Annotated in this window: 18 protein-coding genes; 11 read left to right on the forward strand and 7 right to left on the reverse strand. The window is 66.6% G+C overall.

The genetic code is table 11. From position 1 onward, the window contains the following. Positions 1 to 19: 19 nt before the first annotated feature. On the reverse strand, positions 20 to 1,096 hold the full coding sequence (locus ASF79_RS16565; protein ID WP_055857153.1) for an alpha/beta hydrolase: 1,077 nt from the start codon (positions 1,094 to 1,096) through the stop codon (positions 20 to 22). Between the two features lie 81 nt (positions 1,097 to 1,177). Between ASF79_RS16565 and ASF79_RS16570 the strand changes: the two genes are divergently transcribed. The 6 genes from ASF79_RS16570 to ASF79_RS16590 all read left to right on the forward strand — a co-directional run bounded on the left by ASF79_RS16570 (position 1,178) and on the right by ASF79_RS16590 (position 4,358). Beyond that, complete coding sequence (locus tag ASF79_RS16570) at positions 1,178 to 1,708, forward strand: hypothetical protein (protein ID WP_055857155.1); 531 nt, start codon at positions 1,178 to 1,180, stop codon at positions 1,706 to 1,708. A gap of 93 nt (positions 1,709 to 1,801) precedes the next feature. Next, the gene (locus tag ASF79_RS17600; protein ID WP_055857158.1) at positions 1,802 to 2,422 is read left to right on the forward strand and encodes a DUF2510 domain-containing protein; all 621 of its coding nucleotides are present in this window, start codon (positions 1,802 to 1,804) and stop codon (positions 2,420 to 2,422) included. A 31-nt stretch (positions 2,423 to 2,453) separates the two neighbouring features. Further along, a complete protein-coding gene (locus tag ASF79_RS17905; RefSeq protein WP_442853845.1) occupies positions 2,454 to 2,546 on the forward strand; it encodes a hypothetical protein in 93 nt (30 codons plus the stop codon). A gap of 30 nt (positions 2,547 to 2,576) precedes the next feature. Further along, complete coding sequence (locus ASF79_RS16580; RefSeq protein WP_055857161.1) at positions 2,577 to 3,053, forward strand: hypothetical protein; 477 nt, start codon at positions 2,577 to 2,579, stop codon at positions 3,051 to 3,053. Between the two features lie 37 nt (positions 3,054 to 3,090). Next, complete coding sequence (locus ASF79_RS16585) at positions 3,091 to 3,615, forward strand: hypothetical protein (RefSeq protein WP_055857162.1); 525 nt, start codon at positions 3,091 to 3,093, stop codon at positions 3,613 to 3,615. A gap of 8 nt (positions 3,616 to 3,623) precedes the next feature. Next, entirely contained in the window at positions 3,624 to 4,358 is a 735-nt protein-coding gene (locus ASF79_RS16590) for an SDR family NAD(P)-dependent oxidoreductase (protein WP_156366310.1), read from the forward strand. Between the two features lie 79 nt (positions 4,359 to 4,437). On the opposite strand, the gene ASF79_RS16595 is transcribed toward ASF79_RS16590, so the two are convergent. Next, positions 4,438 to 4,911 (reverse strand): Lrp/AsnC family transcriptional regulator, encoded by a 474-nt coding sequence (locus ASF79_RS16595; RefSeq protein WP_055857169.1) that lies wholly within the window; start codon positions 4,909 to 4,911, stop codon positions 4,438 to 4,440. A gap of 99 nt (positions 4,912 to 5,010) precedes the next feature. Here ASF79_RS16595 and ASF79_RS16600 point away from each other — a divergent pair, with 99 nt between their 5' ends. Further along, positions 5,011 to 5,664, forward strand: coding sequence for a YitT family protein (locus ASF79_RS16600; protein WP_082496003.1), 654 nt, complete (start codon positions 5,011 to 5,013; stop codon positions 5,662 to 5,664). Positions 5,665 to 5,812: 148 nt separating this feature from the next. Here the strand turns inward: ASF79_RS16600 and ASF79_RS16605 are convergent, their stop codons facing one another. The 3 genes from ASF79_RS16605 to ASF79_RS16615 form a co-directional block, all read right to left on the reverse strand. Beyond that, a complete protein-coding gene (locus tag ASF79_RS16605; RefSeq protein ID WP_055857172.1) occupies positions 5,813 to 6,535 on the reverse strand; it encodes a tyrosine-protein phosphatase in 723 nt (240 codons plus the stop codon). 74 nt (positions 6,536 to 6,609) lie between these two features. Further along, positions 6,610 to 7,689 (reverse strand): NYN domain-containing protein, encoded by a 1,080-nt coding sequence (locus tag ASF79_RS16610; protein ID WP_055857175.1) that lies wholly within the window; start codon positions 7,687 to 7,689, stop codon positions 6,610 to 6,612. A 130-nt stretch (positions 7,690 to 7,819) separates the two neighbouring features. Continuing rightward, positions 7,820 to 8,242 (reverse strand): VOC family protein, encoded by a 423-nt coding sequence (locus ASF79_RS16615; protein WP_055857178.1) that lies wholly within the window; start codon positions 8,240 to 8,242, stop codon positions 7,820 to 7,822. A gap of 86 nt (positions 8,243 to 8,328) precedes the next feature. Between ASF79_RS16615 and ASF79_RS16620 the strand changes: the two genes are divergently transcribed. Both ASF79_RS16620 and ASF79_RS16625 read left to right on the forward strand, forming a co-directional pair. Beyond that, on the forward strand, positions 8,329 to 10,476 hold the full coding sequence (locus tag ASF79_RS16620) for an acyltransferase family protein (RefSeq protein ID WP_055857182.1): 2,148 nt from the start codon (positions 8,329 to 8,331) through the stop codon (positions 10,474 to 10,476). A gap of 59 nt (positions 10,477 to 10,535) precedes the next feature. Further along, a complete protein-coding gene (locus ASF79_RS16625; RefSeq protein WP_055857184.1) occupies positions 10,536 to 11,129 on the forward strand; it encodes a DUF998 domain-containing protein in 594 nt (197 codons plus the stop codon). On the opposite strand, the gene ASF79_RS16630 is transcribed toward ASF79_RS16625, so the two are convergent. Together ASF79_RS16630 and ASF79_RS16635 are read right to left on the reverse strand one after the other, a co-directional pair. After that, positions 11,126 to 11,629: a 2'-5' RNA ligase family protein gene (locus ASF79_RS16630; RefSeq protein WP_055857187.1), complete on the reverse strand. Its 504-nt coding sequence runs from the start codon at positions 11,627 to 11,629 to the stop codon at positions 11,126 to 11,128. The two genes, ASF79_RS16625 and ASF79_RS16630, sit on opposite strands and share 4 nt — an antisense overlap. Before the next feature lie 3 nt (positions 11,630 to 11,632). Next, positions 11,633 to 12,040 carry an arsenate reductase ArsC gene (locus tag ASF79_RS16635; RefSeq protein ID WP_055857339.1) on the reverse strand — a complete coding sequence of 136 codons (408 nt, stop codon included), beginning with the start codon at positions 12,038 to 12,040 and terminating at the stop codon, positions 11,633 to 11,635. 114 nt (positions 12,041 to 12,154) lie between these two features. Here ASF79_RS16635 and ASF79_RS16640 point away from each other — a divergent pair, with 114 nt between their 5' ends. Together ASF79_RS16640 and ASF79_RS16645 are read left to right on the forward strand one after the other, a co-directional pair. Continuing rightward, complete coding sequence (locus ASF79_RS16640; RefSeq protein WP_055857190.1) at positions 12,155 to 12,535, forward strand: PLDc N-terminal domain-containing protein; 381 nt, start codon at positions 12,155 to 12,157, stop codon at positions 12,533 to 12,535. 59 nt (positions 12,536 to 12,594) lie between these two features. Continuing rightward, complete coding sequence (locus tag ASF79_RS16645) at positions 12,595 to 13,782, forward strand: ROK family transcriptional regulator (RefSeq protein WP_055857192.1); 1,188 nt, start codon at positions 12,595 to 12,597, stop codon at positions 13,780 to 13,782. Positions 13,783 to 13,803: the final 21 nt, after the last annotated feature.

The raw sequence follows: 13,803 nt of genomic DNA on the forward strand, positions 1-13,803 counted from the left end.
CATTGAAGCACTGGGCTGCTCAGGATGCGTCGGTGTGCGCCTCGAGGAAGGCGAGCGTGCGGTCGAGAGCGGTGTGCGCATCGTCGTAGTCGAGGTGGAACTGGTACTCGTGGGGGAGTGCCGGCTCGTGATCGGCGGCCCAGAACAACTCGTCGACCTCGACCCCCGCTGCCTTCAACGCGTTCGACATCGGCACCGACTCGACCCAGGTGAGAGCGTCGCCGTTGCCGCCGGAGATGTAGGTGGCGGGAAAGTCGGAGGTGACGAAACCCAAGCTCGACATGGTCGCGCCTGCAGAGGTGTCCGACCAGTCCTTGGTGCCGGTGTAGGCCCACAGCGAGATCTTGAACCCCCATGCCTCGATGCCGTTCAGCTCCGACATGCGCTGCAGGTAGTAGACGCCGCAGTTCAAGATCATGCCGACGAGCTGGGTCGGCGAGAGCGCGGGTGTGATGCCCACGACCGTCGCATAGGAGGGATTCGTGGTGATTCCGGCGAGCTCGCTCGCCAGCTGTGCGCCGGCCGAGTCGCCGGCCAGCACGATCTGCTCGGGATCGATGCCGAGTTCGGCCGCGTGCTCGTCGATGTAGGCTAGCGCGTCATTCAGCTGGAAGATCGCCGTCGGGTAGATGGACTCGGGAGCGATCGAGTAGTTGAGGCCGATCGTCGTGTACCCCTCGGCAGCCAGGATCTTCAGGTACGGGGCGACGTTGCTCTTGTCGCCGGAGATCCAGGCGCCGCCGTGAATCCAGACCACCGTCGGAAGGGGGCCGTTCGAGGACTGCGGCCGGAACGCATCCAGAGTCGTCGCGGCGCCGGCTGTGCCGTCGCCGTACTGCACGTCGAGCGTCTCGGTGACCCCGGATGCCGGAACGTACGGAAGCATCTCGGCCACCGTGTCGCGGCCGCCCTTCTCGAAGACGGCGCGGATGAGCATGCTCGACGCCCACGGAGAGCTCGACGTGAAGATCGAGATCACGAGCGCCACGGCGAGCACGCCGCCGAGGATCGAGATGGTTCGGCGTGCCCGTCGAGAGAGGCGATGAGGTGTGCCCCAGGTGGGAACGTCTCTGTCTGTACCTGTGTGCTTGGTCATGATCCCCCGATCCGCGACCAGTCTCCCAGTACGAAGGCCTCGCGACAATACACTGTGTGTCGAACATCGCTGGAGGTGGACATGTACCTGACCGAACTGCGCGGCCTGATCGCCAACACACCGAGCACCGACTGGCTTGTCGTCGATGGTCCCCTCTTTCACGAGGCCACCAGCGTCAAGCCGTCGAACATGACCGGTCATCCGATCGTCGACCGGCCGGCGTCGAGGGCCGTCCTCGTGAGCAACATCGATGTCGCACTCGAGTGGGGTCTGCAGGCGCGAGTGGGCGAGCATGCGAAGAACGCACGCGAATGGATCCGAGACGCTGGCTTTTCGACCAAAGCGGTGCTGCCCATCTACGTCGACGTCTTCTTCCGCGGCTCCCTGGTCGACCGAGTGACAGCGATCTGGGTCGACAATCTCGCGGCCCTGCTGCCCGCACCCCATCTCAAACCGCAGGATGCCGTGACAGATCTCGGATTCACGAATGTCGCTGCGTGGCGGGTGGGTCGCTGGAATCACGCGCTCTGTCGGCTCGTCGACACGCTCGAAGAGGGCACGAGCTTCGACGAGCACATCGCCGCAACCGGATTCGTGGTGGAGGGGCCGTAAGCGCTCGCGGCAGGTGCTCCGTCGCCACCGCTGGAGGTGCGGTGGATGCGCCGCGCTCGTCGGCGGTTTACGCTCGGGTGGGGGTAAAGAGCTATGAATGATGTCGCCGCAGGCTGGTACGACGATGGATCCGGTGGAAAACGCTGGTGGGACGGGCGCGCCTGGACGACCAGGCAGGCCGACATGCCGAAGCCGACGGCGTCGTACGCCCCCAAGCCCAAGCTGCCCGAGGGCACGCGCTGGGCCGCGGTGGGCAATCCCATCTCGAAGGTGGGTGGCGGGCGCTACCTGCTTATCCATGACCACCTCTTCGTTCACCTGGGTGACGCGGCCCGCACTCTGCATGACGTCGCCGTCGTCGATATCACCGAGATCGACGTGGTTCAGAGCACGTTGCAGAAGACGCGCGGGCTCGCCACGATCCGCATCGCCGTCTGCCACGGCGACGACACCAATCACTTGACCCTCGACGACGTGCGCGAGTTCCGCGACGGCGTCGCCGCCATAACCGCGGCCATCGCCGACGCACGGCTCGCGGCGAACGGCGGGCTGACATCCGCCCGGCCCGAGGCCGTTGCCGAGCAGACGCCGGATGCCGCGGCGCCGGCTCGCGACTTCATCGCCGAGTTGGGCGCGTTGGCCGCCTTCCACCGCGACGGGGTGCTGACCGACGAGGAGTTCGCCGCCGCCAAACGCAAGCTGCTGGCGCTCTAGCAAAGACCCGCGTGCTGCGGCCCTCGAGTTTCTGCAGGCGGCGTACGAGGCGGGCGCCCGACTCGCCGGGTGGGATATCGAGCGGTACGCGTGCGTCGACGGGGTCACCGCCGCCATACTCTAAGCACACGCACCGCGAGCACAGAGGACGACCATGACCTTCGAACCCCCGGCCATGCCGCAGCAGCCCCAACCGCAGCGGCCCCAGCAGCCGCAAACGCCCGGCTATGCGCAGCAGCCCCACCCCGGATATGCGCAGCAGCCGCAGCAGCCGCATCCGGGCTACGGCCAGCAGCCGCAGCAGAGCAAGCCGGCACGAGCGAAGAACACGATGGGTATGGTCTCGGCGATCCTCGGGGCCTCCGGATTCGCGCTCGGGTTCATCTTCACCTTCATCCAGCTGGGCATGTATGCGACGAGCAGCTCTGGGGCCTACGGCGCGATCAGTGGCGTGCACTCGGTTCTGGATGCGCTGCTCGGCCTCGGTGCCGTCGCGCTCGGCGTGCTCGGCTACCTGAAGGGCGGCCCGTCGAAGCTTCTCGCCATCGTCGGTGCGACACTCGGCGTGGCGCTGCTGCTCGGCGTCATCAACGGCCTGATCTTCACCATCGCACTGCCGCTCATCTACTGACCCGTCGCACCACTTCTGGTCCTCGAAAGGACGCACAGTGCAGCTGCCCCAGATCTACCTCTCGATAGAGCCGACAGGCCCCGCCCACTGGAACGCCATCACGTTCGGGCCGATGTTCCATCAGAATCTCTCGGCCTCGTCGAGCGGTCAGGGCGGGTCCGTGGTGAGAGTGGCGCAGCACGGCACACGCGCGGTGCTGAACGACGACGTTAATATCTCGATCGAGTTCGGAATGGAAGCAGCGACGATCCAGATCGATGCGCTGCTCGACTGGGTGAAGCCCGCCAACTTCGAGTACGACAACGCGCGCCCCTTCTTCGTCGACCTGTTCTACGGCGGAAACCTCGTCGACCGGGTGATCGCCGTGTGGATCGACCAGTACAGGGCGGCGCTGCCATTGCCGCACTCGGTCACGGCCGACGGCGGTGTGCCGGGAGCCGTGCCCACGTGGCACGTCTCCCGACGCAGCTTTCTGCTCGTGCGGCTGATCGACCAACTGCGCGGAGGCCTCGAGTTCGACCGATACTTCGCTCTCTCGGGCCTCTCGCTCGACCGCGCATGAGCCGATTCGTGGGCACACGCGTCATCGTGGTGGGTGGCGGCGGAGGGATCGGCGGTCGCATCGCCGAGAGGTTCACCGAGGAGGGCGCCGATGCGATCGTGCTCGACCTCGCGCGCGGCGACTCCTCGCGCGGGTCTGGCGATGCGGGCGGCCCGGCCCGACGCATCCTGCATTGCGATCTGGTCGATGCCGTGACCGTCGAGGCCGCCTTCGCGGTGGCACTAGCCGAGCTCGGCGGCGTCGACGTGCTGGTGAACAGCGCCGGCATTCTGGCGCGCGGCAGTCTGCTCGACTTCACGCCCGATCGCTGGGATCTCGTGATGGACATCAACGCGCGTGGCACCCTCTTCGCGATGCAGCACGCGGCCCGAGCCATGATCGCGCAGAAAACGGGCGGCACGATCGTGAACATCGCCAGCATGGCCGCGAAAGCGGGCGGAGCAGACGAGGGAGCGTACGCAGCGTCGAAGGCCGCCGTCGTGGGCCTGACCCGGGCGGCCGCACTCGAATGGGGCGAGCACCAGATCAGGGTGAACGCACTGCTTCCCGGCTACGTGCTCACCGACATGGGCAAAGACACGCGCACCGAAGAAGACGTCGCCGCGTGGTCGAAGAAGTCGCCGTTGGGGCGCCTCGGCACACCGGATGACGTGGCCGGGTTCGCCCTGTTTCTCGCGTCGGTCGATGGCGAGTACCTCACGGGCCAGTCGTTCAACGTCACCGGCGGCATGATCATGCACTGACGCTGCTCATTCGGTGGGCTCTACTCGGGCGAGTGTGCAGTTCTAGCCTGTTCAGACGCCTGTGACGGACGAAAACTGCTCACTCGGCTTCGGCGGCACGCTCCAGGAGTGGTCGTAGGCGGAGTGGCATGGTCTCGACCAGCGACATCGCCGTGTTCGTGCGCACCACGCCCTCGATGGCGAGCATCTCCACCGTGATGCGGCGCAGTTCCTCTGTACTGCGAGCGAGAACCTTCACGAGCAGATCGGCCTCGCCCGTCGTGGAGTGGATCTCGACGACCTCGGGCAGCTCCGCGATGCCCGCTTCGGCGAGGTGGCCCGTGGCCTGGCTGATCGCGATCGACACGAAGGCCACGAGCGAGTACCCGAGAGCCGCAGGGTCAACCCGGCGGCTCGGCTCCTTCAGCGCTCCGACGCGGGTGAGTCGGGCGAAGCGCGCATGAACCGTGTTGCGAGCGACGCCGAGCGTTCGTGCGAGGGCCAGGATGGTCGCATCCGGATCGTCGTCGAGCGCGAGCAGGAGTCGGGCATCGAGGGAGTCGAGGGCGGACATGCATGCATTGTGTCACTCCCAACCTTCGTACCGTTGCATTCTGCTCAGTAAGAGAGGGCTCGTTTGCGCCAAGGCTCGCTTCGCTGAGAGCATCGGGCAATGACGTCTTCGACCCTGCCCACTGCCACGCCGCCTGTTGTGAGATCGGTGACGCAGGCATCGCCGGGACACACCATGCTCGAGGACGTTCTGGCTATTCTCATGGCCACCATCACTCTCTCGCTCGGAGTGCTGCTGCTGAAGACGACCGGAGCGGTGACTGGGGGAACCGCGGGGCTCTCGCTGCTCATCAGCTATGCCACCGCGCTGCCGTTCTCGGCGCTGTTCCTGCTCGTGAACGTGCCGTTCTTCGCGCTGGCGTTCTGGAAGAAGGGGCTCGCCTTCACGGTGCGCTCCATTATCTCTGTCAGCCTGGTGTCACTGCTCTCGTCGATCGTTCCGTCGCTCGTGAGCTTCGAGCACCTCAACCCGGTCTACGGAACGCTGGTCGGAAATCTGCTTGCCGGAGTCGGCATGCTGATCCTGTTCCGCCACGGGTCGAGCATGGGCGGTTTCAACGTTCTCGCCCTTCTGACGCAGGAGAAGCTCGGCTGGCGCGCGGGGTATGTGCAGATGGGCCTCGATGTCGCCGTCGTCCTCGCCGCCTTCGCCGTGGCCCCGCCGTGGATGGTGCTGCTCTCGGCCCTGGGCGCTGTCGTTCCGAACATCGTGCTCGCGTTCAACCACCGGCCGGGTCGCTACGCCCCGAGCTGATCCATCCATCCGTCCGTCCGTTGCGTCCGTCGAGCCTGTCGAGACGGATGCACTGGGCGCGCTCGTATTCAGGAAAACCGGGGCGGCGGCGACCGAAAACCGCGCCTTTCGTCGGTTCCTCCTGAATAACGGCGCGCCGTCGGATCTGTCACGGCTGGGTGAGCAGCGTCTGGAGCCGGGAGCGCGTAGCTGCGTCGACCTGTAATTGCGTCATCGACGCCTCAACGTCGTCGACAAATTCTCTGACGAAGGTCTCGACCTCGCTCAGCCAGCGAGCGACCTCGGTGTGGGTCCACGACGCCTGTCGATCTGATGTCGGACTCATCTGCGGCCCGCGTGCGGCCATAGCGCGCACAGATGTCGCATAGTCCACGAAAATGTCGTCCGACGATACTCCTGCGTTCGCAAGCAGGAGGGCGCTGATCATGCCGGTTCGGTCGCGGCCTGCTCCGCAATGAACGAGGACGCCCGGCGTGGAGGCAGCGATCGCTTCAAGCGATCGGCGAACCAGCTGCGGAAGGATTCGGATGTTGTGAAGCCAGTACTCCGGAGAGTCGAGGATCGGCATGCAGGTCGCCCGAAAATCGGAGTCCGTTTGGTCCTCGGTTGGAACGAGGTGGATTGCTACCTCGCGAGGCGGTGTCGACTCCGGATCGACGGCGCGCTTGCCCACCTCGTCGGCATTGCGGAGGTCGACGATCGTCTGGAGCCCCCACACCGAAGCATCTGCCCAACCGCGCTTCGTGAGTCGTTCGCGCCGAGGCCCCCGGGCGACACGTCCCCACACTGTTTCCCCGGTGGGAGACAGGGAGGTCGACAGTCCGCCGAGGTCTCGGATGTTGTGCCCACCGTCCCACGTCAGCTCGCGCATCCGGCGATGCTACAGCGATCAGCTGGTGTCTACGCGAGCCGACTCAGGGTACGGACAGCCGAGGGAAAGTCGGCTCAGTGCTTGTCGTCGGCCGAGGAGAGCAGGCGGATGAGTCGCTGCTGCCCCTCTTCGGCCAGCTCGGCCACGTCGTCGCGCGAGGCGAGGAAGTCGGTGAACGAGCGGTAGCCCAGCGGCTTCTCGTTGAACGAGGGATCCATGCGGCGCATCTGATTCTTCACCGAACCGGTGTTCAGCCACTCGTCGGCGTCGCCCTTGGCGTGACCGATCTGGAGTGCGCGCACGAGCAGCTCCGTGGCCACGGTCTGCGCGTCCTCCGGCTCGGGCTCGGGCTCTTCGAAGGGCACGTCTTCGGTGTGCGAGAACATGGGGATCGTGACACGGCGTGACCGGGCGGGCGCCTTCTTCGGCTCGGCCTCGGCCTCAGCGTCGGCCGAACCCGAACCCGAACCCGAACCGGCATCGACGACGCCGGCAGCGGCATCCACCGTCTTCTTCGCGCCACGGCGCGATGAGCTCGAGCCGGCCGGTGCGACGACCTCGGGGCGCTTCTCGATGCCGGGGAGCGAGTCGTAGTCTTCGAACTCGTCGCAGGCGGCGGCCAGCGAGGTGCTGGTCGAGCCGGCGACTCCGATGCCCACCACGAAGCGGCCGAGACGCTTGGCCTTCTGGGCAAGGGCGATGTAGTCGGAGTCGCCCGCCACGATGATCACGTGCGTGAGGTCGGGCAGGCGGAACAGGTCTTCGACCACGTCGACGGCGAGGCGGATGTCTGCCCCGTTCTTGGTGCCGCGGGTCGTGGTCGTGAAGAGCTGGGTGAGGTCGACCGCTCGCGACATGAGCTGGCGCTGGTAGCTGGCGTTGACCGGAACCGACCAGTCGGCGTAGGCGCGGTTGACCACGGTGGTTCCGAAGCTGGCCGCGAAGTCGATGATCGCGCTGAAGTCGACGGTTGCCGCCGCGAGGCGCGCGGCGATCTCGGGATCGTTGTTGGGGTCGGACTTGTCGAAGTCACGGATGCCGTCGCGCTGAAAGGCGTTGCGCCCGTGCAGTTGCTGGTACCGCGAGATGACGATGTTGTCGAAGTCGATGTAGAGACCGACGCGGGCGTCGATCGGCTCGGTTGTTTCAGCCATGGTGAGCTCCTAGGTCGGCGGAAGACTCAGTAGCGATCCGGTGCGGAGTTCCAGTCTCCCGCGACGGGTGTGTCCAAGGCAAACAGACGACCGCATGGCGACGAGGTTCGCGCGGCCGCGCGATCGGCTGTCACTCGGCGGTCACGAAGATGCAGAACGGATGCCCGGCCGGGTCGGCGAGCACGACGAGCGCCTCGTCGGGGTCGTCGATGCGGTCGTCGAGCAGGGTCGCGCCAAGGCTCAGCGCCCTGATGTTGTGGGTGCGGAGTTCGTCGAGGTTCGGAACGCTGAAGTCGAGATGGAGCTGCTGCGGCCGGGGACCCTCGGGCCAGGTGGTCGTCGCGAGGCTCTCGACCTGCTGGAATGCGAGCAGTCGGCGACCGTCGGCACCGAGCAGCACCAGCCAGTCGTCGCCGGAGGGGTCGGGTTCGCCCGGTGCGGGCGCCTCGTCGCCGGGCTCGTAGCGCAGGCCGAGCAACTGCCGGTAGAACTCGGCGAGCTCGCGCGCGTTCTCGGTGTCGAGCACGACCTGGCGAAAGGCGGGATGAGTCATGCCTCGATTCTGCTCTTGTCGGAGAGCGCTTTCAACGTCGGCACGATAGGCTCTGCACGGCTCAGACCGGGGGAGACGAGTAGTACGTGACGTACCAGAACAACGCGACCATGCCAGAACACGACGAGGCGACCGAGGTGACCCGACCTCGCGTCATCCGCGCAGACATCCAGGGCCTTCGTGCCGTAGCCGTGATCGCTGTGATCGTGAACCATGTGATCGCCTGGCCGAGCGGGGGATTCGCCGGCGTCGACGTGTTCTTCGTGATCTCTGGCTTTCTCATCACCGGTCTGCTGCTGCGTGACCACGAGCAGCACGGCAAGATCTCGCTCGCCGGCTTCTACGCCCGGCGGGTGCGTCGCATCGTTCCGGCCGCCCTGACCGTGATCGTGGTGACGGCGGCCGTCGGATACTTTCTCTTCAACCGTGCGCGCAGCCTGTCGACGATCTGGGATGGCGTCTACTCGCTGCTCTTCGTGGCCAACTGGCGTTTCACGGCTCTCGGCACCGACTACTTCCACGCCACGGATCCCGCGTCTCCGCTGCAGCACTACTGGTCGCTGTCGGTCGAAGAGCAGTTCTATCTCGTCTGGCCCTGGCTCGTCATCGTCGTGCTCGCCATCGCGGTGAAGCTGCTGCGCTCGCCTCACCGCGCTCGCGTGGCGCTGGGCATCGTCATGGCCGCGCTCGTGGTCGTGTCGTTCCTCTATGCGGTGCAGCAGACGGCGTCGAGCCCCGCGGCCGCGTACTTCTCGACGTTCTCGCGGGCCTGGGAACTCGGCGCCGGAGCCCTGCTCGCGATCGCCGCGCCGGTGCTGGCCAAGCTGCCCACCGGCATCCGATTCGTTGTCGGATGGCTCGGTCTGCTCTTGCTGCTGTGGTCATTCGTGCAGGTCACCGACGCGACGCCGTTCCCCGGGCCGGGAGCCGCGCTCGCGGTCGGCGCCACGATGCTCATCATCGTCGGAGGCATCGGGGGTCGCCAGCGCTACCTCTTCGTGCTCGACAACCCGGTGAGCGTGTACCTGGGCAATCTGTCGTACTCCCTCTACCTCTGGCACTTCCCTGTGCTGACCTTCGTGCTGTTGCTCATGCCGGAGCAGACGCCCACGGTCACGGCGATCATCCTCGGGCTCACCCTCGCCATCTCGATGATCTCGTTCTATCTGATCGAGCAGCCCTTCCACCATTCGCCACTGCTGCGTCGCGCCGAGTCGCGCGAGGCGGGTCGTGAGGCCTGGCAGGCGTGGCGAGACCGCTTCGGCGCGCACGCGATCCTCGCGACCGTCGCGCTCATGGTCGTGGGTGCCGCCGTCGGGCTCGGATCATTCAGCGTGCTGCGCGACCACACCCCGATGGCCGCTCCCGTCGCGGCCCCCGTTCCCGCCGAGAACCCCGAAGTGCAGTTGCAGGCCGACCTCGCTGCGGCGCTCACCGCCACCGCCTGGCCCGACAACCTGTCTCCCTCGATCGACGACGCCATGTCGCAGACCTCGACCAACAACCCTGCGCGGCGCTGTTTCGACATCGGCGGCACCCCCAACGTCGACGACTGCACCTGGGGCAACCGCAGCGCGCCGCAGCACATGTACCTGGTGGGCGATTCGACGGCGATGGCCTACGCGCCGGCGTTCAAGGCGATGGCCGAGGCCAGCGGCGATCAGTGGCAGATCACCACCATCGGGCTCTATGGATGCCGCTTCACCAACGTGCTCGTGCAGAACGACGGCGACGGGGTGATGGATGCGTGCACGCAGCGCAAGCAGGACGTGGCCGATCGTATCCGAGCCGACGCGCCTCAACTGATCGTGATGTCGAACGCCTTCGCGTTGGGTCAGTCGAGCGACCGCCGGCCGCTGTCGACCGGTGATCTCGTCGCGGCGACGCTCGCCGAGGCGGCCGGATACAACGCACCCGGTCGCGTCGTGTACCTCGCGCCGCCGCCGCTGGGGGCTCCGCTCGGCCAGTGCTACTCGAAGGTATCGAGCCCGATCGACTGCGCCGTGAACGTCGACCCGACCTGGAACGACTTCGAGGCCGCGTTCGAGGCGGGTGCGCCCGCCGCGGGCGATCACGCCGTGAGCTCGCTTGCCTTCAGCTGCGTCGACGGGCAATGCCCCGCCTTCGCGGGCACGCTGCCCACGAAGTACGACCAGGTGCACATGACGGTCCAGTACTCGGAGCATGTGGCGTCGGCCATCCGTTGGGCGCTCATCGCGCAGGGGCTCATGTAGTGGTGCATGATCGACAGTGAGCGCCGCCGTCGTGTGAACGGGGCCGAAGGAGTTCTCGAATGGTGACCGCAATCGCTGTGATCGCGCTGCTCGGCGTGGCCGTCTGCCTCGGCTGCCTGGTGTACCTGCACGTGGCGCCGACCGGCCTGAACCCGGTACGAGACCCCGTGAGCGAGTACGGAATCACGGACTACTTCACGTTCTACCGTGCTGCGGCTCTGTCGCTCGGCGTCGCGGCCCTGATGCTCGCCGTCGCTCTGATCGAGGCTCTGACCGAGGCGAATGCCGCGGGCATCGTCTTTCTCGTTACCTTGGGCTTCGCGCGCCTCACCATCGGGTGGGTACCCATGGACGCGCCCGGCGCCCCGCGAACCTCGACCGGTGTGCGGCACAATCTCCTCGCCACCGCGTTCTTCGCGTCAGCCACCGTTGCGGCGTTCCTCTTCACAGGCACGTTCGCCGGCGATGCCGAACTCTCGGGCATCGCGCCGGCCTCGGGCGTGCTGGCGTGGGCGATGGCCGTCTTCAGCGCGCTCATTCTGTTGACCAGCCTCGTCGGGCCGCTCAGGCGCTACTTCGGCCTGGTCGAGAGACTGCTCTACGTGGCGGTGCTCGCCTGGATCGCCACGGTGGCGATCGCGCTCGTCGCCTAGCCGAGCAGCGTCACCGTGCGCTCCGCCGCGTTCCAGAGGCGCAGTGCGGTCGCCTCGCCGATGATGTTGTCGCCCAGTAGCTCGAGTGCCCGCGGCAGGTCATCGAGCCGGATGCGGCGGGCCAGAGTGACGTGTGCGACCCAGGCGCCGGGGTGCGAATGCGCCACCAGACCGTCGGGTCGCACGGTCGAGTAGACATGAGCCTGCAGGTCGAGCAGCGCTCGGGTCGGAGTGACCAGGCGGGCGAGCACCCGCCGGTCGCCGGTGCCGAACAGCACGGGTGCTCCCATGGTGACGGCGAGAGGCAGGGCCGCAGCCGATGGGGCGCTCACTCGCTCGATAGGAGTACCCGCGACGAGTGTGAGGTGCGGTCTGTTCGTGGTCGCGGTATGCGCGCCGAGACTCGAGAAGCCGGCGCGTTCCAGCGCATCCCATTCGCCCCGCAGGGCAGCCTCGGTCGCGACGTCGAAGGTCACGTCGATGCTCGACAGCGCGGCCATGGATCAGGCCTCGGGAAGGAGTTCTGCCAGAAGGGCGCTGACACGGGATCTGATCGAGTCGCGGATGGCGCGCACCTCGTCGAGGCTCTTGCCCTTCGGGTCGACGAGCTCCCAGTCCTCGTAGCGCTTGCCGGGAAAGATGGGGCACACGTCGCCGCAGCCCATGGTGATCACGACGTCCGACTCGCGAACGGCTTCCGTCGTCATCAGCTGGGGCACGGCCTGCGAGATGTCGATGCCTTCTTCGGCCATGGCCTGGATGGCGACGGGGTTGATCTCGTGGCCGGGTTCCGAGCCGCCCGAACGCACCGAGACCGCGCCGTTGGAGAGGGCGGTCATGTATCCGGCCGCCATCTGCGAGCGACCCGCGTTGTGAATGCAGACGAAGAGAACGGTCGGTGCGGAGGTCATGTGCACACCGTAGCCCGAGTCGATGAACGGGCACGATCCGAGCTTTGCTCGGCTTCGATTCAATCTGTATCGAAAGCTCGATTCCTGCACGGCTGCCTGGCTAGACTGGCGCGCATGTCGATCGTGATCTCCGTGGTTCTCTTCGCCCTGCTCGTCGGTGCGCTCATCGACATTATTCTTCGCAGCGATGATCAGGTGAAGCACCTGCCCAAGATCGTCTGGGTGCTGTTGGTTGTCTTCCTGCCGCTCGTGGGAAGCATCCTGTGGTTCACGATCGGGCGTGAGTACAGCCAGGTGGTGAGTCTCGGCAGCTTCGGAGACCCGCGCCGACGCGAGCGGCCCGCGAGCTCCAGCCCGGCCGGGCAGTCCATGCGGCTCAAGACGACAGAAGAGGAACTGGCGGAGCTCGAGCGCGAGATCGAGTTCCATCGGCAGCAGGATCGCATCCGTCAGCTCGAGGCCGAGCTCGACGAGAGACGACGCAAAACCGAGTAGTTGCTTGACATTGCCCCCGGCGGAACAGTCAATGTCGATTGTCGATATAACCTAGTCACATGACTGACATAAGTGGGCATCGCGACAGCAATACGAGTGATCTCTTCCAGATCATGCGCGACGGACAGCCCCGCACGCGGTCGGAATTGGCCCAGACCACCGGACTCGCCCGGTCGACGGTGGCCTTGCGCATCGACGCCCTGATGCGACTCGGACTGCTGCGGCCCGTGAGCGACGCGATCTCCACCGGTGGTCGGCCCTCCACCCAGTTCTCGCTCAATGCGGCGGGGCATTCGGTTCTCGCCGTCGACGTCGGCGCATCGCATGTGCGCGTTGCCGTGATCGATCTCACGGGCACCGTCATCGCTGAGGGGTCGGACCGTCTCGATATCGCCGAGGGGCCTGTGGCCGTGCTCGCTCTGGTGACGACCCTGGGCACGGAGCTCCTCAAGCGCGCCGCGTCGCGAGGTCGCACCCTCCTCGCCGTCGGTGTGGGGCTTCCCGGGCCGGTCGAGCACGCGACGGGCCGGCCGATCAACCCGCCCATCATGCCCGGCTGGGATCGCTACGACGTGGCCGGCACGCTGGGGGCTCACTTCGGCGTGCCCGTTCTCGTCGACAACGACGTGAACATCATGGCGCTCGGTGAACGCCGTCTCGCCTGGCCCGAGGTCGACGACCTGCTCTTCGTGAAGGTCGCCACGGGCATCGGCGCCGGAGTCATCTCGGGCGGCACGCTGCGCCGAGGAGCGCAGGGAACGGCCGGAGACCTCGGTCACGTGTACGTGCCGCGCGGCGAGGAGATCTACTGCCGCTGCGGCAACAGGGGATGCCTCGAGGCGCTCGCGAGCGGAGCGGCCCTCGGGCGGATGCTTCAGACTGATGCCGAATCCCCTCTGTCGAGCCTCGATGTCATCGAGCGTGTTCGCCAGGGCGACATCGATGCGATCCAAGCAGTGCGTCAGGCGGGACGCGACATCGGCGAGGTGCTCACCACGTGCGTCAGTCTGATCAATCCGTCGACCATCGTGATCGGCGGCTCACTCTCTGCGGCGGGTGAATTCCTGATCGCGGGCGTTCGCGAGGCCATCTACACCCGGGCCACGCCGTTCGCGACGCAGCACCTCGAGATCACCCGGTCGCGCATCGGCGCCGACGCCGCCATCGCGGGCGCAGGTGTATTGGCGATCGAGCACGCTCTGTCGAACGAGCGCGTCGACGCGATGGTGTCGTCGCTGAGCGAGTAATCGGTAGCGAAGGCCATGCAT

Origin of the sequence: Agreia sp. Leaf335 (assembly GCF_001423605.1) — a bacterium.
In the GTDB taxonomy this organism is placed as follows: Bacteria; Actinomycetota; Actinomycetes; order Actinomycetales; family Microbacteriaceae; genus Agreia.